The sequence below is a fragment of the Iamia sp. genome, assembly GCF_035575815.1.
Lineage (GTDB): Bacteria > Actinomycetota > Acidimicrobiia > Acidimicrobiales > Iamiaceae > Iamia.
In genome coordinates, this window is sequence record NZ_DATLXO010000011.1 from 55,351 (window position 1) to 76,621 (window position 21,271).

Annotated in this window: 21 protein-coding genes; 9 read left to right on the forward strand and 12 right to left on the reverse strand. The window is 73.6% G+C overall.

Going from position 1 to position 21,271, the window contains the following annotated elements; all coding sequences use genetic code 11:
• Nucleotides 1-9: 9 nt before the first annotated feature.
• The gene (locus tag VNL12_RS00845) at nucleotides 10-1,464 is read right to left on the reverse strand and encodes an MFS transporter (RefSeq protein WP_325590694.1); all 1,455 of its coding nucleotides are present in this window, start codon (nucleotides 1,462-1,464) and stop codon (nucleotides 10-12) included.
• A 293-nt stretch (nucleotides 1,465-1,757) separates the two neighbouring features.
• On the opposite strand from VNL12_RS00845, the gene VNL12_RS00850 reads away from it, so the two are divergent.
• Entirely contained in the window at nucleotides 1,758-2,351 is a 594-nt protein-coding gene (locus VNL12_RS00850) for a hypothetical protein (RefSeq protein WP_325590696.1), read from the forward strand.
• 30 nt (nucleotides 2,352-2,381) lie between these two features.
• Here VNL12_RS00850 and ligA read toward each other — a convergent pair whose 3' ends face one another.
• Nucleotides 2,382-4,670 (reverse strand): NAD-dependent DNA ligase LigA, encoded by a 2,289-nt coding sequence (ligA, locus tag VNL12_RS00855; RefSeq protein ID WP_325590698.1) that lies wholly within the window; start codon nucleotides 4,668-4,670, stop codon nucleotides 2,382-2,384.
• A gap of 163 nt (nucleotides 4,671-4,833) precedes the next feature.
• Between ligA and VNL12_RS00860 the strand changes: the two genes are divergently transcribed.
• Nucleotides 4,834-6,216 carry a DUF4388 domain-containing protein gene (locus VNL12_RS00860; protein ID WP_325590700.1) on the forward strand — a complete coding sequence of 461 codons (1,383 nt, stop codon included), beginning with the start codon at nucleotides 4,834-4,836 and terminating at the stop codon, nucleotides 6,214-6,216.
• 67 nt (nucleotides 6,217-6,283) lie between these two features.
• On the opposite strand, the gene VNL12_RS00865 is transcribed toward VNL12_RS00860, so the two are convergent.
• Complete coding sequence (locus VNL12_RS00865) at nucleotides 6,284-7,342, reverse strand: hypothetical protein (RefSeq protein WP_325590701.1); 1,059 nt, start codon at nucleotides 7,340-7,342, stop codon at nucleotides 6,284-6,286.
• Nucleotides 7,343-7,469: 127 nt separating this feature from the next.
• On the opposite strand from VNL12_RS00865, the gene VNL12_RS00870 reads away from it, so the two are divergent.
• From VNL12_RS00870 to VNL12_RS00880, 3 genes are all read left to right on the forward strand, one after another.
• Entirely contained in the window at nucleotides 7,470-8,327 is an 858-nt protein-coding gene (locus VNL12_RS00870; protein WP_325590703.1) for a hypothetical protein, read from the forward strand.
• 209 nt (nucleotides 8,328-8,536) lie between these two features.
• Nucleotides 8,537-9,133, forward strand: a complete 597-nt coding sequence (locus tag VNL12_RS00875) for a serine hydrolase domain-containing protein (RefSeq protein WP_414654832.1) — start codon at nucleotides 8,537-8,539, stop codon at nucleotides 9,131-9,133.
• 10 nt (nucleotides 9,134-9,143) lie between these two features.
• The gene (locus VNL12_RS00880) at nucleotides 9,144-9,551 is read left to right on the forward strand and encodes a serine hydrolase (protein ID WP_325590747.1); all 408 of its coding nucleotides are present in this window, start codon (nucleotides 9,144-9,146) and stop codon (nucleotides 9,549-9,551) included.
• A gap of 18 nt (nucleotides 9,552-9,569) precedes the next feature.
• Here the strand turns inward: VNL12_RS00880 and VNL12_RS21115 are convergent, their stop codons facing one another.
• The 5 genes from VNL12_RS21115 to VNL12_RS00905 form a co-directional block, all read right to left on the reverse strand.
• Nucleotides 9,570-9,860, reverse strand: coding sequence for a hypothetical protein (locus VNL12_RS21115; RefSeq protein WP_325590705.1), 291 nt, complete (start codon nucleotides 9,858-9,860; stop codon nucleotides 9,570-9,572).
• A gap of 130 nt (nucleotides 9,861-9,990) precedes the next feature.
• Nucleotides 9,991-11,037, reverse strand: a complete 1,047-nt coding sequence (mnmA, locus tag VNL12_RS00890; protein ID WP_325590707.1) for a tRNA 2-thiouridine(34) synthase MnmA — start codon at nucleotides 11,035-11,037, stop codon at nucleotides 9,991-9,993.
• 40 nt (nucleotides 11,038-11,077) lie between these two features.
• Nucleotides 11,078-12,298, reverse strand: a complete 1,221-nt coding sequence (locus VNL12_RS00895) for a cysteine desulfurase family protein (protein WP_325590709.1) — start codon at nucleotides 12,296-12,298, stop codon at nucleotides 11,078-11,080.
• A 103-nt stretch (nucleotides 12,299-12,401) separates the two neighbouring features.
• Nucleotides 12,402-12,938: a GNAT family N-acetyltransferase gene (locus tag VNL12_RS00900; RefSeq protein ID WP_325590711.1), complete on the reverse strand. Its 537-nt coding sequence runs from the start codon at nucleotides 12,936-12,938 to the stop codon at nucleotides 12,402-12,404.
• 245 nt (nucleotides 12,939-13,183) lie between these two features.
• Complete coding sequence (locus VNL12_RS00905; RefSeq protein WP_325590713.1) at nucleotides 13,184-13,963, reverse strand: class I SAM-dependent methyltransferase; 780 nt, start codon at nucleotides 13,961-13,963, stop codon at nucleotides 13,184-13,186.
• A gap of 204 nt (nucleotides 13,964-14,167) precedes the next feature.
• Between VNL12_RS00905 and VNL12_RS00910 the strand changes: the two genes are divergently transcribed.
• Complete coding sequence (locus VNL12_RS00910) at nucleotides 14,168-14,608, forward strand: SRPBCC family protein (RefSeq protein ID WP_325590715.1); 441 nt, start codon at nucleotides 14,168-14,170, stop codon at nucleotides 14,606-14,608.
• Nucleotides 14,609-14,891: 283 nt separating this feature from the next.
• Here the strand turns inward: VNL12_RS00910 and VNL12_RS00915 are convergent, their stop codons facing one another.
• Nucleotides 14,892-15,785, reverse strand: a complete 894-nt coding sequence (locus VNL12_RS00915; protein ID WP_325590716.1) for a rhomboid family intramembrane serine protease — start codon at nucleotides 15,783-15,785, stop codon at nucleotides 14,892-14,894.
• 274 nt (nucleotides 15,786-16,059) lie between these two features.
• Between VNL12_RS00915 and VNL12_RS00920 the strand changes: the two genes are divergently transcribed.
• Entirely contained in the window at nucleotides 16,060-16,323 is a 264-nt protein-coding gene (locus tag VNL12_RS00920; RefSeq protein WP_325590718.1) for a hypothetical protein, read from the forward strand.
• 170 nt (nucleotides 16,324-16,493) lie between these two features.
• Here the strand turns inward: VNL12_RS00920 and VNL12_RS00925 are convergent, their stop codons facing one another.
• Both VNL12_RS00925 and VNL12_RS00930 read right to left on the reverse strand, forming a co-directional pair.
• The gene (locus VNL12_RS00925; RefSeq protein WP_325590720.1) at nucleotides 16,494-17,276 is read right to left on the reverse strand and encodes an enoyl-CoA hydratase/isomerase family protein; all 783 of its coding nucleotides are present in this window, start codon (nucleotides 17,274-17,276) and stop codon (nucleotides 16,494-16,496) included.
• A gap of 268 nt (nucleotides 17,277-17,544) precedes the next feature.
• Nucleotides 17,545-17,799 (reverse strand): NifU family protein, encoded by a 255-nt coding sequence (locus VNL12_RS00930; protein ID WP_325590721.1) that lies wholly within the window; start codon nucleotides 17,797-17,799, stop codon nucleotides 17,545-17,547.
• Between the two features lie 197 nt (nucleotides 17,800-17,996).
• Here VNL12_RS00930 and VNL12_RS00935 point away from each other — a divergent pair, with 197 nt between their 5' ends.
• The gene (locus VNL12_RS00935) at nucleotides 17,997-19,355 is read left to right on the forward strand and encodes a hypothetical protein (RefSeq protein ID WP_325590723.1); all 1,359 of its coding nucleotides are present in this window, start codon (nucleotides 17,997-17,999) and stop codon (nucleotides 19,353-19,355) included.
• Between the two features lie 163 nt (nucleotides 19,356-19,518).
• Entirely contained in the window at nucleotides 19,519-19,740 is a 222-nt protein-coding gene (locus tag VNL12_RS00940) for a hypothetical protein (RefSeq protein WP_325590725.1), read from the forward strand.
• A 240-nt stretch (nucleotides 19,741-19,980) separates the two neighbouring features.
• Here VNL12_RS00940 and murA read toward each other — a convergent pair whose 3' ends face one another.
• Entirely contained in the window at nucleotides 19,981-21,228 is a 1,248-nt protein-coding gene (gene murA, locus VNL12_RS00945; protein ID WP_325590726.1) for a UDP-N-acetylglucosamine 1-carboxyvinyltransferase, read from the reverse strand.
• Between the last annotated feature and the right edge of the window lie 43 nt (nucleotides 21,229-21,271).

The window sequence follows — 21,271 nt, forward strand, 5'->3', positions numbered from 1 at the left end:
GGTACGGGATCAGTCGCTGAGGGTGGGGGTGGCGGAGGGGACCGGGACGCCGGAGAGCTCGGCTTCCACCGCATCAGCGTGGTCGGGGACCTCGTCGACGGGGTGCTTGGTGCGTGAGCTGCGGCGGACGCCGCCCGCGGCGACGACGCAGAGGACGGCCAGCACCGCAGCCGCCAGGTAGGCCTGCGAGTAGCTGTCGCGCAGCCCGGCTGAGGGCGCGCGCACCTGCTGGACGGTCTGCATCATCTGGATCCCGAAGGTGACCCCCACCTGCACGATCATCTGCTGGGCGGCGCCGGCGACGCCGAGGTCGGCCTCGTCGACCGCGTGGGCCACTGTCGAGGACATGGCCGGGTTCGAGATCCCCATGGCGACCCCGGCGAGGGCGAGGCCCCCGACGATCACCACCGTCGGCGTGCTGCGACCGATCGTCGACATCCACACCATCGAGGCGACGATCGCGGCGGCGCCGCCCATCCCCGCCATCCGCTCGCCCAGCCGGGCCACGGCGAGGGCGGCGAGCGGCCCGGCGATGGCGAAGGCCAGAGGGCGGGCCGTCGAGACCAGGCCGGTGCGGGTCTCGTCGAAGCCGAGCACGTTCTGCATGAGCAGCGGGGTCAGGACGAAGCTGCCCATGTAGGCGGCGTTCATCAGGCCCAGCATCAAGATGGGCAGGGCGAAGTTGCGCCGCTTGAGATAGCGCGGCGGCAGCAGTGGGTGGGGGGTGCGGCCCTCGTGGGCGAGGAAGCCCACCGCCGCGAGGGGGGCGAGCAGCAGGAGCCCGACGACGATCGGGTCCGACCAGCCTCGGCCGGGGGCGAGGTTGAGGGCCACGAGCAGAGGCGTGGCAGCCAGGGCGAGCAGCACCGCGCCGCCCCAGTCGAAGGCGCGCACCCCCCGGCGGGGGGTCTCGGGCAGCACGCGGGCGGCGACGAGGAGGGCGGCGATGGTGAGCGGCACCTGTCCGGCGAAGATGGCCCGCCAGCCGAGGGTGGAGACCAGGGGACCGCCGATCACCACGCCCACGACGGGGCCTCCGGCGGCCACCATCGACCACCAGCCCAGGGCCTTGACCCGTCGGGAGCGGGGGAACACGAGGGCGATCAGGGCGAACGACGCCGGACCGGTGGCGGCTCCCTGGGCCGCCGCCAGCACGCGGAAGGCGATGAGGGACCCTGCGCTCCACGCCACCGCGCTCGCGGCGGCGCTGACGCTGGCCCCGGCCAGGCCGAGGATGAACACCCGGCGCTGCCCCCAGAGGTCGCCCAGCTTGCCGACCGCGGGGCCGATGATGCCGAAGGCCAGGATCGGGCCGCTGACGACCCAGATGAGCGTGCTCTGGCTGGCCCCGAGGTCGTCGGAGATGCGCGGGATCGAGACGGCCAGGATCGTCACCGTCACGTTCACGGTGAAGAGGCCCAGCAGCAGGGTGACGAGGATCGTGCGGGGCGAGCGGTCCGTCACCAGCGCGGGACGGTCGTCGGCCGCGCCTCTCGCTGGCCGATCCGGAAGGGTTCGGGCCTCGCTCGTCCCGTCCTCGGCCATTGTGCTCACGGTACTTGACCCGCGGGTCAATGCGCGAGAGGCGTCGCTGTGCTCCTCGTCACCTCGGACCGTTGGCAACCCGTCGGGATCAGCCAGTGCGCTCGGTCGTGCGGGACATCGCCACCGGCGGCGGGTACCGGCCACGTCGGGCGCGACCGTGCACCTCTCCCGATGTCGGACCGGTGCCGGTTCGCGGGCACCATGGACGGGCAATGGACGACACCTCACCTCCATCGGGAGACCGCGACGAGCCGTCGGGCGACGACCTCGCCGCCCCCGGCGGTGGCGATGTGCGGGTGCGCGACCCGTCGGAGATCCGCGACCCGCTCCCCCAGCCGCTGTTCTCGTGGCGCCGCTTGGTGATCGTCGCCCTCGTCGGCGTCGCCGTCGCATGCATCGCCGTGGCCGCCCGCAGCGGCGGGGGTTCCGAGGGCGAGGGGGCCGATGCCGCGATCGTTGCCTACGACCCCCGCCCCGGCGGCCAGGTCACCCGCCAGGCGCCCGTCGGCGTCGAGCTGGAGCCCGGCTACGACGGCCGGCTGGTGATCGACGGGGTGGCCATCCCCGAGGAGCAGATGCTCGGCGCCATCGAGCCCGGCAGCGAGGCCTTCGAACAGCTCCCGGAGGACCAACGGAACCTGGGCCCCCGCCCCAACAACAAGAACCTGGTCAAGTACCAGCCGGGGCCGGGCAAGGCCGTGAGCGAGTACGACACCGGCGCCGTGCAGATCACGGTGCGGTTCTGGCGGGTCGCCGACGGCCCGCAGGCGGCCCGCAGCGTGACCTACACGATCAAGGTCTTCTAGCGCTGCGGCCGGTCGGAGGTTCCGACCCGGTCAGCCCGGCAGCGCGCCGGTGTCGAGCATGTGGCGGAACCCGGCCTCGTCGAGGATCGCCACGCCGAGCTCCTCGGCCTTGGTGAGCTTCGACGTCCCCGGCTCGGCGCCGACGACCACGGCGAAGGTCTTCTTCGACACGCTCCCGGGGCTCTTGCCGCCCCGTTCCTTCACCGCGGCCGCGGCCTCGTCGCGACTGAAGCCTTCGAGGGAGCCGGTGACGACCACAGCCTTGCCCTCCAGTACGGGGGCGAGGTCGGGGCGCTCGGGCCCCTCGAGGTTGACCCCGGCGGCGCCCAGGCGGGCGATGAGGTCGCGGTTGGCACCCTGGTCGAACCAGGACCGCACCGCAGCAGCGATCACCGGCCCGACGCCCTCGACCGCAGCCATCTCCTCGGCCGTGGCCGTCGCGATGGCCTCGACGTGGGCCAGGGCGGCCGCCAGGGCCTCGGACCCCGCCGGCCCCAGGTGGCGGATGTTGAGGCCCACCAGCAACTTGGCAAGGGGCCGTTCGCGAGTGTCCTCGATGGCGGCCCGCAGCTTGCCGGCGGCGTCGGGGCCGAGCCCCCGCAACGTGTCGGCGGTCGAGCGGAACCGGGCCGCGTCGGCGGCCAGGTCGGCCACGAGCTCCGCGCCGAGCAGGTCGCCGGCCCCGTCGGGGACGGACGGGGCGACGTCGACGGCCTGAACGGCGTCGTACTTGGCCTTGAGGTCACCGGTGCGCTCGCGGGCCACGTCCAGCGCGGACGAGGCCCACTCGGTCAGCAGCGTCCGCAGGTCCTGAAGGTGGTCCCACCGGATCGAGTAGATGTCGGCGATGTCGGCGATCAGCCCGAGGTCGATGAACAGGCGGACCCGCTGCTCGCCGAAGCCCTCGATGTCCATCGAGCCGCGCCCGGCGAAGTGCGCGATGGAGCCGGCCCGCTGGAACGGGCACTCCGGGTCGACGCAACGGGTGTCGCTCTCGCCCTCCGGGCGCACCAGGGTCGAGGCCCGGGGGCACGGGCAGGTGACGGGAAAGTCCCAGACCGGCCGGTCGGGATCGTCGCGGGGCAGGACCGGGCCGACCACCTCGGGGATCACGTCGCCGGCCCGTCGCACCACGACGACATCGCCCTCGCGGACGTCCTTGGCCGCGACCTGGTCCTGGTTGTGGAGGGTGGCCTGGCTGACGTTGGCGCCCCCGACGAACACCGGCTCGAGCTGGGCGAAGGGGGTGGCGCGGCCGGTGCGACCGACCGACACCATGATCTCGCGCAGGCGGGTGGTGCGCTCCTCGGGCGGGAACTTGTAGGCGACGGCCCACCGGGGCGCCCGGCTGGTGAAGCCCAGGTCCGAGCGGATGGCCAGGCCGTCGACCTTCACCACCACCCCGTCGATGTCGTAGTCGAGGCCGTGGCGGCCGTCCTGCCAGCCCAGGCTGTAGGCCAGCACGTCGTCGAGGGTGGGAAGCACCGTGATCTCGGGGTTGACCGGCAAGCCCACCTCGGCGAGGAAGTCGAGGGTCTCTCGGTGACGGGTGAAGCCCGGTCCGCCCTCGATCTCACCGAGCTGGTAGCACCACATCGACAGCTCGCGACGGCCGGTGACCTCGGCGTTCTTCTGGCGGAGGGAGCCGGCCGCGGCGTTGCGGGGGTTGACCGCCACGGGGTTGGGCTTGCGGCCCTGGTCCCGGCGGGCGCGGTTCTCGTCCTCCTGGGTGGCCTGGAGGCGGGCGAAGGCCGAGCGTGACATGTACACCTCGCCGCGCACCTCGAGCACGCGGGGCGCGTCACCGACCAAGCGGTGCGGGACCACGCCGATGGTGCGGACGTTCGCGGTCACGTCCTCGCCCACCCGGCCGTCACCCCGAGTGGCAGCCTGGACCAGCTCGCCGTCGTCGTAGAGCAACGAGATCGCGACCCCGTCGATCTTCAGCTCCGCCACGTAGTCGACCGGGTCGTCGTCGGGCCCGGCGCCCAGGCGGCGCTCCAGCCGCCGGCCCCACGCGGCGAGGCTCTCGGCGTCGAAGGCGTTGTCGAGCGACATCATGGGCTGGCGGTGCGCCACGGGCGCGAAGAGGGTGCTGGGCGCCGCACCGACCCTCTGGGTGGGCGAATCGGGGCTGGTCAGCTCGGGGTTGGCCTCTTCGAGGGCCCGCAGCTCGCGCACCAGGGCGTCGTAGTCGGCATCGGCGATGATGGGCGCGTCGAGCAGGTGGTAGCGCTCGTCGTGGCCCTCGATCTCGGTCCGCAGATCCGCGACGCGCCGGGCCGGATCGGAGCGCTCGCCGCCGCGGTCGGTGTCCACGACGGTGAGCATAGGAGCGCCCTGCGACAGTGGAGCGCCCGGGTCCTTCAGACACCGGGCGTCGGTCACCGAGAGTCACCGGAATCCTCAAGGGCGGCGTCCACGCGCCGATCAGAGACGGGGTGAAGCCCTCCTCCCGCCACCGGACCGGACGCTGAACGACATGGCTCTCAACGGATCTCTGGACGACTACTCCCCCGCCGGCGCGCTGCGCGTGCTGTCATCGACGGGACGGACCGGTGCGGTGCGCTTCACCGGCAGCGCCGGGTGCACCGCGTACCTCTGCGAGGGCCAGCTCTACTTCGTCCGAGGCGGGGGGACCGACGACGCCCTGGCCTCGGCCCTCGTCCGCCCCGGTCGTCTCAGCCCCGAGCTCTGGACCCGAGCCGTCGAGGAGGCGGGTGACTCGCCCCGGGTGGGCGAGCTGCTCATCGCCCACGGCTCGATCGAGCCGGACCTGCTCGCGTCGGTGGTCCTCTCGATGGTCTACGACCCGCTCATCACCCTGTTCCGGGAGGGCGATGGTCGCTTCGACTTCGAGCCCGACACCATGCACTGGATCGGGCCTTACCGCGGCTTCGACGTGGAGGCCATCGTGAACGAGGTCCGCCGCCGGGTGCGCGGGGTGGACGAGATGAGCGACATCGTCCCGTCGGTCTCGGCCTGGGTGTCACCGCGGCGAGCCCTGCCCGACGGCGCCGCCCAGGTCACCCTGCTCCGTGAGGACTGGGAGCTGATCACCTCGCTGTCGGGGCCGCGCACGATCACCGAGCTGGCCGCGTCGATGGGCCGCGGCCAGTACTCCACCGCCGGTGTCGTCCACCGCCTCGCCCGCGCCGAGCTGCTCGAGGTCGTTCCCGAGCCCTTCAGCCCGCACGGCGGTGACCCTGTCCACGAGCCCTCGGCCGCCGAGCGCATAGCCGCTGCCACCACCGGCCCCGACGAGCGCACCGATGACGCCATCTCCGCCGGGACCGGCGACGCAGGCACCGGAACTGACGACGCCACCGAGGTCGAGGACGCTCCCGACGAAGCCTGGGAGCAGTGGTCCACCGGCAACCCGTTCGACCACGACCCGTCGGCCGGCAACGACGACCTCGGCGTCACCTCCGGGCCCAGCCTGAACGGCGTCTCGGCCGGGCCCGAGACCGCACCCGACGGCGACTCGAGACTCCCCCGACGCACCTCGGTGCGCGAGGCCGACCCCCGCGACCGGCCGGCCGGCGCAACCGTCGATCACGACGCCGACGCCGACGCCGACGCCGACTCCGGCGGGCTGGTCGGGATCACCGGCTTCCACGACCCTGTCGCGGATGTCCACCGGGAGAGCTCGGCGCGGGCCGAGGCCATCGAGCCCGAGTCTCCGCTCGACCCGAACGCGGCCTGGCTCGAGGGCCTCTACACCCAGTTCATCGACGAGAGCGCGGACACGGGCAAGACCCGAAAGAAGGAGGTCCTCGACGTCGCCTTCCAGGCCCCCGAGCAGGGCGACGGGGAGAAGGCCGGCACCCTCCGCCGCCTCGTCGACGCCCTCCGCCGCCTGTAGCTGGCGGCTCGCCGCCCGTCGACCGAATCGCAGGCCACCGCAGGGGTGGTCGGGTGACCCGACGAGCTCAGGCGCCGACCGAGAGGCGAACGCCGGCGAGCTGGTCGTGGATGCGCAGACCGAGTGAGCGGCCGAGGTCGAGCACCCGCTCGGCCTGCGGGACGTGGTGGTGCGCCAGGCCGCACGCCGGGGTCACCAGGGCTTGACGGCGGATCCGCACCGGGTCGCAGCCGGCCTGCACCAGCTCGCACCACTGGGCCGAGAGCTCGCGCCACCAGTGCGACACGGAGTCGCCGAGGGGGCGGTCGGTCGGCACCGCACCCCAGGCGATCCACCCGTCGCGCTCGAGGAACGCGGCGACGGCGCCGGCGCTGGGCGCGAAGCCGGCCCCGACAGGAGTCGAGAGGATGCGGGGGCCGGCCTGGAGCAGGGCCTTCCAGTCACTCGCACCGCAGCAGTGGATGCCGGTGATGGCCCGGGACTCCCACGCCGCCAGGGCGCTCGAGAGCAGGTCGATCAGGCTTTCCGGGTCGCCCAGGCCGGCCGGCGGGCCGCCGACCAGGCCGGGCTCGTCGAGGAAGGCGACCACCGGTGCGTCCGGGGCGACGTCGCTCACCGCGTCGACCAGGGCGCGGGCCCGGGTGCGCACCGCGGTGCCGGCCACCGCCATCGCCACCGCCGGTTCGGCCCCGGCCGCAGCCAGGGCGCGGGCCAGGGTCACGGGCCCGGTCAGCTGCACCTTGAGCGCCCCGGTGCGGCCGGCGACGGCCGCGAGGAAGGTCTGCAGGGTGACGAACGGCGGCCCCGCGAGCGTCGGGTCACCGAGCGGGGCGTCGGGGTCGAGGGCGGAGGGGTCGACGGTGAGCGAGCCGTCGGACCCGATGTCGACCCCGGTGATGCCCCAGGCCGCCTGGGCGATCATCGCCTCGCGGGCGTCGCGGGCCGGGAGAGCGGGGGCGGCCGGCAGCTCGGGCAGCTGCTCGAGCACGAAGGCGACCGCCTCGACCGGATCACGGTGGGGCAGGCTACCGATCGCCGTCGGGGTGCCGATGCCCACCGGGAGTGGTCGCATCTCGAGGTCGGTTGCTGCGTCGTCCTCGCTGCCGGTGGCGTCTCCGCTCCGCACGAGACCCCCTGAGGTTCGCCGGAACCGGTCCCCGGTCCCGTTCGGATGACCAAGAGTGGTCACCGCCGCGCTCCATGGGCAAATCTCGGCGCCTGTGCCGAAACCCGCCCCGCCCCCCTCCACCGGCGTGTGGGTCCTGCGCGCCCTTTGGGTCGTGATGCCGCTCGGTGGAGGGCCGGCCCTGGCCGCCGCCCTCGACGGGCGCACCGATGCCGTGCGCACGGTCTCGACGGTGTTGGCCTGGGGCACCTGGGCGGCGGTGCTGGTGGCCCTGCTGGTGCCGCGCGCCACGAGCCTGACGGTGGTCCGCGTCGCCACGCCCGCCGCCCTGGCCGCGATGGCGTGGGCCGCAGGCCCGGGCGGCCCGGGCGACGACTCGGACCGGGGCGTGGTCGCGGTGATCTCGGCCGCGCTGGCCGTCGCGGGCGCCTTCGCCCCGGTGGTGGGCGATGCCTTCGTCAACGGATCGGCCTACGGCGCCGAGCGGCGCTTCGCCCTCCGGTGCCCTCCGACCCTCGCCGCCCTTGCGGTCGTCACCTGGATCGTGGTCGCGGCCGGTGCCGTGGCGGGACCGCTGCTCCTCGCCGTCGAGCAGTGGGTCGCCGGCGGCGTCGCCCTGGTGCTCGGCGCCGGCGCAGTGGTCGCCGGAGCCCGCTCGCTGCACGGGCTGGCCCGGCGTTGGATCGTGTTCGTGCCATCGGGGTTGGTGGTTCACGACCCCGTGGCCCGGCCCGACGCGGTCATGGCACCGCGGCGCATGATCACCCGCCTCGGCCCGGCGCCGGTCGGCACCGACGCCCTCGACCTCACCCTCGGCGCCCTTGGCCTCGCTATCGAGGTCGAGACCTCCGAGACGTTGCCCGTCACCGTCCGCCGGTCGCGCCGCGACCTCGGCACCGAGGCCGCGACCCGGATCCTCGTCACCCCCACCCGACCGGCGGCGGTGCTCGCCGAGGCTGCAGCCCGGCGCATCCCCGTCGCCTGACGCGCTCCCTCCGCAAACCGCCACCCTGGTGCGCGGTGGGCGCCCAGGAGGGCGGCGGTTTCGCGCCTCGACACGACGGGGCGGGGATGGCAGCGTCACGGCGTGATCGATGATGCCAAGGTCTCCGTCCTGCTCGCCCGAGCCCGCCGGGAGATCGACGAGGGCTGCTCCCGGCGGCCCAGGTCGCCATCGGCTTCGAGGGGCGGGTCGTGGTCGACGAGACCTTCGGTGCCCCCGCCGGGTCGCGCTTCGTCCCCTTCTCGTGCACCAAGGCCCTCATCGGTGCGGCGATCTGGCGTCTCGTCGGTGACGGCGCCCTCGACCTGACCGAGCGCGTCGCCACCTACGTGCCCGCCTTCGCCTCCAACGGCAAGGACGTGGTCACCGTCGAGCAGGTCCTCATGCACCTCGGCGGCTTCCCCATGGCCCCGCTCGGCCCCGGGCGCTGGGACACAAGGGAGAGCCGGCTCGAGTCCTTCGCCAAGTGGCGCCTGACCCTCGCTCCCGGTGAGACGTTCATGTACCACCCCACCGCGGGGCACTGGGTGCTGGCCGAGATCATCGAGGCGCTCAGCGGCGAGCCCTACGGCGACGCCGTCGCGCACACCGTCACCGAGCCCCTCGGCCTCCCTCGCCTGCTCGCCGTCCCCGCCGACGCCCAGGACGACATCGTCGACGCGGTCGGCGTCGGCGAGCCACCCACCGCCGATGAGATGGAGGAGTCCTTCGGTGTCCGCATCGACCTCGCCGCGCTGATCCCCCCCCGACGTCGCCCTCGGCGCCCTGCTCACCCTGAACTCGCCTGAGGCCCGCACCATCGGCGTGCCCGGTGGGGGCGGGGTGGTGCGCGCCGCGGATCTGGCCCTGCTCTACCAGGCGTTCCTCCACGACCCGAAGGGACTGTGGGACGCCGAGGTGCTGGCCGACGCCACCGGCACCATCCGCAACGAGCTGCCCGACATGTGGGGTGTGCCCGCCAACCGCACCCGGGGCGGACTCGTGGTCAAGGGCACCGACGACCTCGGGCACCGCCGGGGCTTCGGGCGCACCGCCTCGGCCCGGTCGTTCGGCCACAACGGCGCCGGCGGCCAGATCGCCTTCGCCGACCCTGACTCGGGTCTGAGCGTCGTCTACCTCACCAACGGGCTCGACCAGCACATGATCCGCCAGCTCCGGCGCGACACCGCCATCGCCAGCCTCGCCGCCGACCTCCTGGCCGACTGAGCCGACCTCGGCGGTCGCTCACCACACGACCGAGACCTGTCCGTCGTCCGCCGCAAACTCGCGAAGTAGCCGGTCCTTGGTGGCCAACGGGATCCGGCTGAGCATCGCCGTTGCGTAGATCAGGCGGTCCGCCGGGTCACCATGGAACTGATCCAGCTCGCCGGCGGCGACGCCCACGGTTGGGGTGAGGTCTGCGCTCCGGGCCGGTCCGAACCCCCGAGCAGGTCGTTGATGGGTCGCCTCGACCTCGTCGATCAGCGCCAGGCACCGAGCCTTGAACGTGCTGGCTTGGACGACGGTCTCGGACATCGGACCCACCCTAACCATGGTCGCCGCCCATGGTCACGCACGGTGTCGTGGCCTCCGATCCGTCTCGTCACAGGGGTGGACCGCGGCGCGCTCGATCGCCGGCTCCCCCTTCGCGGTCGCAGCCGAGTCGTCAGGGCATGGGGCCAGCGGTGGCCCAGGCGACGACGACATCGCCGTCGTAGCCGACCACGGCCTGGCCCGGTGAGACACGACGCTCGGCCCCGGTCCAGCGGACCTCCCACCCGTCGCCCACCGGCGCCAGGCGACCCGGCCGGGGCGCGCCGTGGGCGCTCACCTGGATCTCCAGCGGCTCGCCGATCTGCTCGGCCGCCCAACCGATGCCGGTGACCGGCTGTGACCGCACCCGCAGATCGGCCTCGGAGCCCACCACCACCGTGGCCGTGGTGGCGTCGACGCCGAGCGCGTAGCGGGGCTCGCCCCCGCCGGGGAGGCCGAGGCCTCGCCGCTGACCGACGGTCACCGTCTCCACCGCGTCGACGGCGCCCACCATCGCCCCGGCGGCATCGACGACCCGCCCGGGGGTCAGCGCCAGGCGCCGGCCGAGGAAGCGGGCCCGGCCGTCGGCGCGGGTGATGAAGCAGACGTCCTGACTGTCGGGCTTGGCCGCGGTGCCGAGGCCCAGGGCGGCGGCCTCGGCCCGCACGTCGTCCTTGGTGCTGTCGCCGACGGGGAAGATCACCCTCCCCAGCCTGTCGTGGTCGAGCGCGGCGAGGACGTAGGACTGATCCTTGGCCACGTCGACGCTCCGGCCCACCCGGCGTCGCCCGGCGCCGTCGGTGACCACGCGGGCGTGGTGGCCGGTGGCCACGGCATCGAAGCCGAGGCGGTCGGCTCGCTCCAGGAGCGCCCCGAACTTGATCGCCCGGTTGCAGGCCATGCACGGGTTCGGCGTGGCCCCGGCGGCGTGGGCGGCGACGTAGGGGGCGATGACGTCGGCCTCGAACTCCTCGCCGTAGGCGAAGGTGTGGTGGTCGACCCCGAGGCCGTCGGCGACGCGGCGGGCGTCGTCGACATCGGACACCGAGCAGCACCCCGTGTCGGACTCGCCGCCCCAGAGCTTGAGGGTGGCGCCGGTGACATCGTGGCCGGCGGCGACCAGCCGGGAGGCGGCGACCGATGAGTCGACACCGCCGGACATGGCCACGAGGACCTTCACGGCATCCCGCTCAGCACCGGTGCGGGCGCGCCGAGGACCTTCACGACATCCCGCTCGGCACGGGTGCCGGCTGGCCGAGGACCTGGGCGACGGCAGCCGGCACGAGGGCGAGGGCCCGGTCGACGTCCGCGTCGGTGGTGCACCACCCGAGGGTGAGGCGGAGCGACCCGCGTGCGGCGTCCGCCGGCACGCCCAGACCCACGAGCACGTGGGAGGCCTCGGTCGCGCCCGAGGCGCACGACGACGCCGCCGAGGCCGCCACCCCGGCCCGGTCGATCAGGAACAACACCTCGTCGGCAGCCACCCCCGGGAGGCACAGGTGGAGGTGGCCGGGCAGCACGTGGCGGCGGTCGGAGCCGGGCCCGACGACGGTCTCGCGTGCGCCGGGGACGAGGGTGGCCAGGGCCGGGAGGAGACTGTCGGCGAGTCGGTCCCGCAGCGCCGCCACCCGGATGGACGTGGCGTGGCGCTCGGCGGCCACCAGCCGGGTGGCCACGCCGAAGCCCACGATGCCGGCCACGTTGGGGGTCCCGCTGCGCCGGCCCTGCTCCTGGCCGCCGCCGACGAGCAGCGGGGCCACCGTGGTCCCGCCCCGCACGATCAAGGCGCCGACGCCCTTGGGACCGCCGAGCTTGTGGGCGCTCAGGGCCAGCAGGTGCGCAGGGGCGGCGACCGCGGGGAGCTCGAGCCACGAGGCGGCCTGCACCGCATCGCTGTGGAGCACCGCCTCGGGGGCGTGGGCGGCCATCACCTCGGCCACGCCGTCGAGGGGCTGGATCGTGCCCACCTCGTTGTTGGCCAGCGCGACCGAGACCATGGTCGGGGCGGGTGTGCGCCCCGAGGCCAGGTGGTCGGTCAGGGCGTCGAGGTCGAGTCCGCCCCGGTCGTCGACGCCGATGGTGGTGACCTCGCTGCCGAGGCGGGCCGCGGCGCGGGCCCCGTCGAGCACGGCGTGGTGCTCGATCGCACCCACAACGACCCCTCCGGGACGCGCCGCGACGGCACCGGTGAGAGCGGTCACGTCGGCCTCGGTGCCGCCCGAGGTGAACACGACCTCGCCGGGGCGGCAGCCCACCAGCGCGGCGACCGAGTCGCGGGCGTCGTCCAGAGCGCGCCGGGCGTGGCGGGCCGCGGCGTGGGAGCCCGACGGGTTGCCGTGGTGCTCGGCCAGGAAGGGGACCATGGCCTCGACCGCCTCGGGCCGCATCGGGGTGCTGGCGGCGTGGTCGAGGTAGGTGGCGACGACCGGTTCGAGGGGCACCGCCCCACGGTACCGGCCCCCTCGGAGGCGGGACCCGTCCGTTCCCCGTCGAGCGGTCGATCGCTCCCACGCCACGGGGGAGCCCTCGGCACCAGCGCCTCGGCTACCAGTCGTCGCCGGGCCGGGCTTCGCAGGAGATGGAAGCGGTGAGGTCGACCTCCGCGCTGGGGCCGAACCGGAGGACCATCACGCCGTCGTCCTCGTCCTCGGTGCGGATGGTCGTCGCGCCGTCGCGCACGTAGGTCGGGCCCTGCCACCGCTCCCAGCCCAGGCGCTCGTAGAACGCGTGCCGCTCGGTCGACAGGGCCCCCATCTCGTGGTTGCGGCGCACCACGCGAGCCGCCTCGGCCATCACGAGCGAGCCGAGCCCTGCTCCCTGCCGCCGGGGCGCGGTCGCGACCGCTTCGACGTAGCCGGTGCGCCACGGCCGGTCGCCCACCCCGAGGACCCGGGGCACCACGGCCGCGTGGGCGAGGAGGTCGCCGTCGTCGCCGGCGACGACGACGTGCCAGCCGCCGAGGGCGTGGCCCCAGTCTTCCTCGGCGAGATCACCAGCGAAGGCTCTGTCCACGAGCAGGCGGGCCTCCGCCAGGAACCGGGCCGAAGCCTGGGCCGTGGTGAGCACCCGTGTGGTCGGCACCTTGACAGGATGCCGCCGGCGCGCCGACCTGGCGACCGGTTCACCGGACCGGCGGCATCCGGCGAATCAGGCTCTACCGCCGATTCCGGGGCCGCGGGCGCAGCGTCGGATCCGGCGACCTCGGGCGGACGGCGACTCAGGCGAAGCCATTCCCGCGCGCCACCTCCGGAGGGGCAAGTTGGTCGCCGGACCCGGGCGTCAGGCCAGAGGCGCGTTCTGCGCCACGTCCGGGTGCCGGGACCGACTCAGGCGAGCCGGTAGCAGGACACGTGCTGGGGCGAGTCGTCGTCGAAGGGGGCACCGGCCCAGTCGGCGGCGCGACGGTCGAGCGCAAGGCCGGCGGCGGACGCCATCTCGTCGAGGGCATCGGGGCGGAGATAGCGCACGTGGCAGGGCCGGAAGGCAACGCCCGCCGGCGTGATGTCGACGAAGGAGCTCCACGCCTCCCCCGCGACCGGGTCATGGCGGTCGACGAAGAGCAGGACCCGGTCCGCGGTGATGCTGCGGACCTCGACCGACGACGTCGGGCTGCGCTCCTCGGTGGGCACGAACGCCTCGACGACGAGGCGGCCGGCGGGAGTCAGGACCCGGGCCACCTCGGTCAGACAGGTCCGCTGGGCCGACTCGGCCGTCAGGTTGAAGAAGGTGTTGCGGGCGACGACCACCACGTCGAACGGGCCGTCGGGGAGCGGACCGGCCATGTCGCCGGTCACGGCTCGCACGCGCTCGGCACCCGCCTTGGCCGCCATCCGCGCCAGCATCTCGGGCGAGGCGTCGAGGCCGGTGACGGCCAAGCCCGCCGCCGCCAGGGGGAGAGCCAGGCGGCCCGTTCCCACGCCCAGCTCCAGCAGGCGGGGCCCGGTGTCGGGCGCGCCCGTCCTGGGCCCGGCGCCGTTCTCGGCGACCTCGTCGGCCAGCGCAGCCAGGTGGTCCACGGCGGTGGCGGTGCCCTCGGGGTCGTCGTACCAGTCGTCGTAGACCTCAGCGAAGCGGTCGCCGTAGGTCCCAGCGTCATATCCCTCCATTCCCCAACCCTCCCACCCCACCGGTGCGCCCCCGGCACCCGTCGCCGCGGTTCTGGGGGCCAGGTTCACGCAGGGGTGAGGATCGTGCCCCCAGAATCGGGCCGCATCAGACCCGTCGCGCTTCTGGGGGCCAGGTTCACGCAGAGGTGAGAATCGTGCCCCTAGAAGCGGTCGGATCGGGCGTGCGCTCGGCAGACTGCAGCCATGGGGAAGGTCAAGGTCGCCATCACCATCGACGCGTCACCGGCCACGGTGTGGGAGGAGGTCGGCCGCATCGAGCGCCACGTCGACTGGATGGTCGACGCCGTCGCCATCCGCTTCACGTCGAAGACGACGCGCGGCGTGGGCACGACGTTCGACTGCGACACCAAGGTCGGTCCCGTCCGCCTGACCGACAAGATGGAGGTCACCGAGTGGCGCGAGGGGCGCACCATGGGCGTGCGCCACGTCGGGGTCGTCACCGGTACCGGCCGCTTCACCCTCAAGCGGGCCCGCCGGGGCCGCACCCGCTTCGCCTGGGAGGAACGCCTCACCTATCCGCTCTGGATGGGCGGCCGGATCGGCGGCCTCGTCGGCGATCGCATCATGGGCCTGGTCTGGAAGCGCAACCTGAAGAGCCTGGCCCGCACCGTCGAAGGTCGCTAGCCGCCTCCGTCACGGGCTGGCCATCTCCCTGGCGGGCTGGCCGCCCACCGCGCGCTGCCCCCGCGACCGACGAGGCAGCGTGGATCGCCGCGGAGCGGGCGGATACGAGGTTCTTGCGCTCGATCGCCGTGGAGCGCAGGACTCTCGACGCAAGAAACCGCATCGGCGTCACACTCGGCTGATCTGACGTCCGATCGCCGCAGCGCGCCGAACCTGGCGCGAGAAGCGACTGACGCGGGTCGAGGTCACCATCACGACGGGCGCGAAGTCAGGTCCGCCGACGTCAGGCGGCGAAACCGTAACGGGCCACCATGTAGGCGAACGCGACCACGGCGGCGGCGAGCCCGAGGGCGACGGTGAGCCCGGCGGCCACCACGTCACCCTTCGGTCCGAGCCGCGCGGCGACCTGGGTGAGGATGACGCCGGCCAGCGCCCCGAGGACCAAGCCGCCGAGGTGGCCGCCGATCGAGATGCCCGGGATGCCGAAGGTGAGCACCAGGTTGAGGCCCAGGGTGGTGACCAGGCCCGAGCGCATGAGGTCGATGTTGCGCTCGCGCGCCACCAGCAACGCCCCCCCCATCAGCCCGTAGATGGCGCCCGATGCGCCGACGGTGCGGGCATCGGGCGACAGCAGCACCACACCGAGGGCCCCACCCATCAGGGCCGCGACGTAGAGGGCGAGGAACCTCACCCGTCCGAGCGCGGGTTCGAGGAACTGGCCGAGGACCCAAAGGACCCACATGTTCAGCCCGATGTGGAGGAACCCGAACGGGATGGCGTCGGAGTGAAGGAAGCCGCTCGTCACCAGGCGCCACGGCTCGTCGGGCACCAGACCCCCCAGCAGCACGCCGTCGGCCGTGAGGCCCCCGTCGCCGAGGGCCGCGTTGAGCAACTGCCCTCCGTCGGAGAAGGGTCGGACGTTCAGGGTGACGAGGGTGAGCACGTACACGGCGACGTTGACACCGATCAGCACCTGGGTGACGAGTGGTTTGGCCCGGGCAGCGACGCCCCGGAAATCCTTCTGCGCTCCCAGCTTGGCGCACTCGGGGCAGTGGAAGCCCACCGACGCCTGGTGCATGCACGACGGACAGATCGGCCGGTCGCAGCGCTGGCAGACGATCCCGGCCACCCGATCGGGGTGGCGGTAGCAGGAACGGACGTGGGCCGGAGCGGTCACAGTGCCGGAGATCCTACCGGCGCCCCCTCGGATCCGAGCCCGCGCCGAGCTGGTCGATCGGGTAGTTCTGTACTTCATTGAGTGGTTTGGTGCTCAACACAGGAAGCTCAACGTGGATCTCTCCAACCCCATCCGATCGGTCCTAGCGTCCGGTCGACACCCGTGACTGCTCTCGACGATGCCCGGGCGCACCTCCGCAAGGCGAGGGAGTTCCTCGAAGCCGCCGAGGTGAGCTCCGAGCGGGAGCTCTACAACGCCGCGACCTCCTCCGCCGGTGACGAGCGGCATCAACTCGAAGGACGCCATCTTCCTTGCGTTGACGGGTGCGACCGGCAAGACCGATCACCACGCTGATGGGGCGAAGGAGCTGAAGGCAGGCCCGACGACTGGGCCCTCCGCCACCACCCACGGCCGGTTGCTGAGGCTCAAGAACAGGTCGCAGTACCAGGCGGCCGATGTGGCAGGCGCCGACGCACGCAAGGCGGTCGAGTGGGCCGCCAGGCTGGTCGACGCCGCCGCGGGAAGCGTTGCGAACTGACCATCGCGTGCGCCGTGGAAGGCTGCACCGGCGCTACCGGCCTCGGCGGATGAGGACAGGTGCGCTGTGGACGCTGGCTCAGCGGGCGCGCTCGTGGTCGGTCTCGTTGATCCTTGGTACAGGATCCGGAACGTTCCGCGCCGTGCGGACCAGACGCCCTCGAACTGCGATCAGCGTCCGGTGAAGGTGGCGCGGCCCGGGCCGTGCTCGGTGAAGGAGTCGACTCCGATGCGGGCGTCGTCGGTGGCGAACACCTGGGCGAAGAGCTCCTGTTCGAGGTCGAGCCCCGCAACCAGGCCCACGTCGAGGCCCCGATCGATGGCCCGCTTGGCCAGGGCCTGGGCCGCGACGGCGCCCCGAGCCAGCTCAGCCGCCCACGCCCGCGCCGCGTCCTGCACCTCATCGGCGGCGACGACGCGATCGACCAGCCCGATCCGCAGGGCCTCCTCGGCCCCGACCGCCCGCCCGGTGAGGATCATGTCCTTGGCCCGGGCCGGGCCGACCAGCCGGGCCAGGCGCTGGGTGCCACCGCCGCCGGGGATGATCCCGAGCAGGATCTCGGGCTGGCCGAGGCGGGCCCGGTCCGACGCCATCCGCAGGTCACAGGCGAGGGCCAGCTCGCAGCCGCCCCCGAGGGCCACGCCGCTGAGCGCGGCGATCACGGTGCGGGGGATGTCCGCCACCGCGCCCAGGGCCCGGGTGAACTGGGCGCCGATGGTGCGGGCCTCGTCGGGTCCGCCGAACTCGCTGATGTCGGCGCCCGCCGCGAACACGCGATCGCCCCCGGTGACGACCACGGCGCCGGGCGGCTCGTCGATCAGCGCCTGGGCGGCCCCCTCGAGCTGACGCAGCACATCGGTCGACAACGCGTTGACCTTGCCGTTCTCGATGCGGAGGACAGCGACACCGTCGTCGCGACGCTCGACGGAGACGAGGGGCGGGATGGGGGCCATGGCCGCTGAACCTAGCGAACCACCGTCTGGTACCGACCGGGCCGACCGTTCCGGGCCGGCCGGATCCCGAACTGGTCGCGGATCCCGTCGCCCGAGGGACGGGGATCGCGTCCGGTTGGGCCAACCGTGGGTTCTGGTCGCGGATCCCGTCGCCCGAGGGACGGGGACCGCGTCCGGTTCGGCCAACCGTGGGTTCTGGTCGCGGGTTCCGTCGTTCCGGGGGACGGGGATCGCGATCGGTTCGCCTGCGTTACGAGGCCCAGATGGCTCAGAGCGAGACGGCGCTCTCCGAGGCCAGGCCCACGGCTTCGACGGAGGTGACGCCGGGGACCCGATCCTTGAGGATGCGCTCGACGCCGGCCTTCAGGGTGACGGTGGACGCCGGGCAGCTCACGCACGCCCCGGTGAGCTCGACGGAGACCACGCCGCTCTCCGCGTCGAAGCCCCGCAGGAAGATGTCGCCCCCGTCGGCCTGGATGGCCGGGCGGATCGCACCGATGGTGGTCTCAAGCTTCTCGAGCACGTCTCGCTCTGCTGTCTGTGGTCGGATCGTCCGGTGCGGGGGGAGATACCAGTCTCTCACGAGAGCCGCAGGGCCCCACCACCGTCGTTGATACGGGAAACGCCCCCTGGTCGACAGGTGTTCCCCCCTCCAGCCGTGGCGCGCGACACCTGCGGCGCGACTTTGGGCCGGTCGCGACCGTCCGTACCATCGGCCCGGTGCTGACCGCCCTCCTCGCCCACGGCTCCGCCGGGTTGGCGGGCGACGGCGTGCCCGGCGGGCTGCTCTACGCGGCGGTCGCCGCGGGGTCGGTGATCGGTGCCGTGGGGCTCAGGGCGCGCGGCGCGGCGACGCCGGTGGGCGGCCCGGCGGTCCCTACCCTCTCGGTGGATGGGGCCGAGGCCGGCCGCTGGCCGGGCGACGGCCTCCCCACCCCGGTGCGCCTCGCCGGCCAGGTGCTGGGGGTGGCGCTGCTGGCGCTGGTGCTGGCGGTGGGCTGGTTCGGCTCCGACCTCTCGGGCCTGAACCCGATGCCCCTTCTCCTGGTGGCGGTGGTCTGGTGGACCGTCCCGCTGCTGGCGTGGATCCTGGGCGACTGGTGGCGCGTCGTCGACCCCCATGACGCCCTCGCCGCCGCGATCGACCGGGTCCGGGGCCGCCCCACCCCACCGGTCGGGCCCGCCGCGAGCGATGACGAGGCGGGCGACTGGTGGTTGCCGGCCGCCCTGCTGGCCACCTTCGCCTGGATGCTCACGTGCTGGCTCGACGGGCTGGCGCCCCGCCACCTGGCGGCCTGGGTGAGCGCCCTCACCGTCGTGATGGCCGTCGGTGCCGTGCTCGGCGGCCGAGGGTGGGTCCGACGCAACTCGCCGCTGGCGGTGCTCTGCGGCACCATCGCTGCTGCCTCCCCCGTGGCGTGGGACGGCGGTCGGGTCAGGCTCCGCTCACCGCTGCGGGGGCTGGCCCGTCGCGCCGGTGGGCGCCGGTCGTTCGCCGTGCTCGCCGTCGTCCTGGGCGCCGCCGTGTGGGAGGCCGTCGCCGGCACCCGGTGGTGGGCCGACATCACCGGTGGCAGCACCGGGGCGAGGAGCACGCTGTGGTCGACGTTCGGGCTGGTCTGGTGCACCGTGGGTGTCGCCGGGGCCTGGGTGCTCGTCGCCCGCCTGGCCGAGGTCACCGCGGCCCCGTCCGGTGGTGAAGAGCTGCACGAGCCGCTGGCGGCCGACCTGGTCGCGGCCCTCGGGCCTCTGGCCGCGGTCGGCGTCTTCGTCCACCAGCTCGCCACCTGGCTCACATACGTGCAAGACCTGGTCGTCCTGGGCCTCGACCCCTTCAGCGAGGGGTGGGACCTCTTCGGCACGAGCAGCTGGCGGACGAACGAGGAGCTGCTCTCCGCCGGCGTCCGCTCGTGGATCCAGATCGTCCTGCTGGGCCTGGCCCTCGGCGTCATGCTGGTGGCCGGCTGGGACCGGATGGCCTCGCGGGTCGGCGCGGCGGTGGCCCGCGCCGGCTGGACCCTGGCGGCGTGGACGGCAGGATCGGGATCCGTCGCGCTCTGGCTCCTGCTGGGCGCATGAGCGAGCACCGCGAGCGAACCAGGAAGCACGGGCTCTCTGACGGCGGAGCCCGCGGAGCCGTCAGTGCTCATTGGTGCCCGCCGACGCGAACCCGACTCGACGTCCCCCGCGACCGAACGGTGCACCCCCGACTGGACGTGCCCCAAGACCCCATGGTGCACCGATGAGCTCGGCTCCTCTGCTGCTGGCCCACCAGGGCGGGTGGGACGAGATCTTGCTGATCCTCACCCCGATCTCGCTCTTCGCCGGGCTGCTCTGGATCGCCAACCGCCGGGCCAACGCCGAGATCCGCCGGCGCCGCGAGACCGAGGGCGGGACCGACGGCGAGACCGGCGAGGGCGACCCCGAGCCCGACGGCCACCCCGTGGATCCCCCTCCCCCCTGACGCCTCACGTTCACAGTCGCGGCGTGGCTCGGGGTCCGCGTGGTGCTCGTCGTGGCGCGACAGGACGGCTCAGAACGCGCGCCAGTAGGCGATGCCGACCGTTGACCGTTGGTCCGTCACGGGGAGGCGTTCTGAGCGCTTTCAGCGGCTTCGCCGCCGAAAGACCACCCGTTCTGTCGGTGAGAGGCCGCGCTCGACCGGATCGGATGACTTCGACTTGGTGCCTACTGGCGCGGCCTCTCAGTCGGCGTCGAGGTCGGCGCCGATGGCGGTGAGCTTCTCGACGAAGCGGTCGTAGCCGCGGGCGACGTGGTGGGCGTCGGACACGACCGTCTCGCCGTCGGCTCCCAGGGCGGCCACCACGATGGCCGCTCCCGCCCGGATGTCATGGGCCCGCACCGGCGCCCCCGAGAGGCGGGGCACCCCCCGGATGAGGGCGTAGTGGTACTCGACGCGGATGTCCGCGCCCATGCGGGAGAGCTCGTCGACGTAGCGGAAGCGCCCGCCGAAGATGTTCTCGGTGGCGATCCCGGCCCCATCAGCGACCGAGAGGGCGGCGACCATGAGCGGCATGTAGTCGGTGGCGACCCCGGGGTACGGGAGGCTGTTGATGTCGACGGCCCGGAGCCGCTCGGGGGCCGACGCCCAGACACCGTCGGGGTGCGCCGAGGTCCGCAGCCCCATGTCGCCCAGCTTCTGCATCAACATGTCCATGTGCTCGGGGCGGGCGTCCTCGAGCACCAGCTCGCCCCCGGCGATGGCCAGCGCGGTCAGGTACGTCGCCGCCTCGAGCCGATCAGGGATCACCTGGTGGTCGACGGGGTGCAGCGTCGGAACGCCGTCGATGGTGATGGTGCTGCTGCCGGCGCCGAGGACGCTGGCGCCCATGCGGTTGAGGAAGGCGGCCAGGTCGGCCAGCTCAGGCTCCTTGGCCGCGTTCTCGATCACGGTCGTGCCTTCGGCCAGCACCGCCGCCATCAGCGCGTTCTCGGTGGCCCCGACGCTCGGGAACTCGAGCACGATCCGCGCCCCGCGCAGGCGGTCGGCCCGACCCTCGATGTAGCCGTGCTCGGTGTGGAACTCGGCGCCGAGGCGTCGCAGGGCGTCGAGGTGCCAGTCGATGGGACGTTGGCCGAAGTCGTCGCCGCCGGGCATGGACACCCGGGCCCGGCCCAGGCGGGCGATGAGCGGCCCCAGCACCACGATCGACGCCCGCATGGCCTCGACCAGCTCGTAGGGCGCCTCGGGCACGGTGTCGGCGGGGGTGTCAACGGTGAGCACCGCATCCGCGTAGGAGACCTCGGACCCCATGGCCCGGAGCAGGTCGGCCATCAGCCGCACGTCGGTGATGTCGGGGACGTTGCGGATCGTGAAGCGCCCCTCGGCCAGGACCGTCGCGGCCATGAGCTTCAGCACCGAGTTCTTGGCGCCGGAGATCTTCACCCGCCCGTCGAGGGGCCCACTGCCGCGCACGCGGATCCGTTCCATCGGGCCAGCATGCCACCCGTCTCCAGAGGCCGACGCGGCGCCG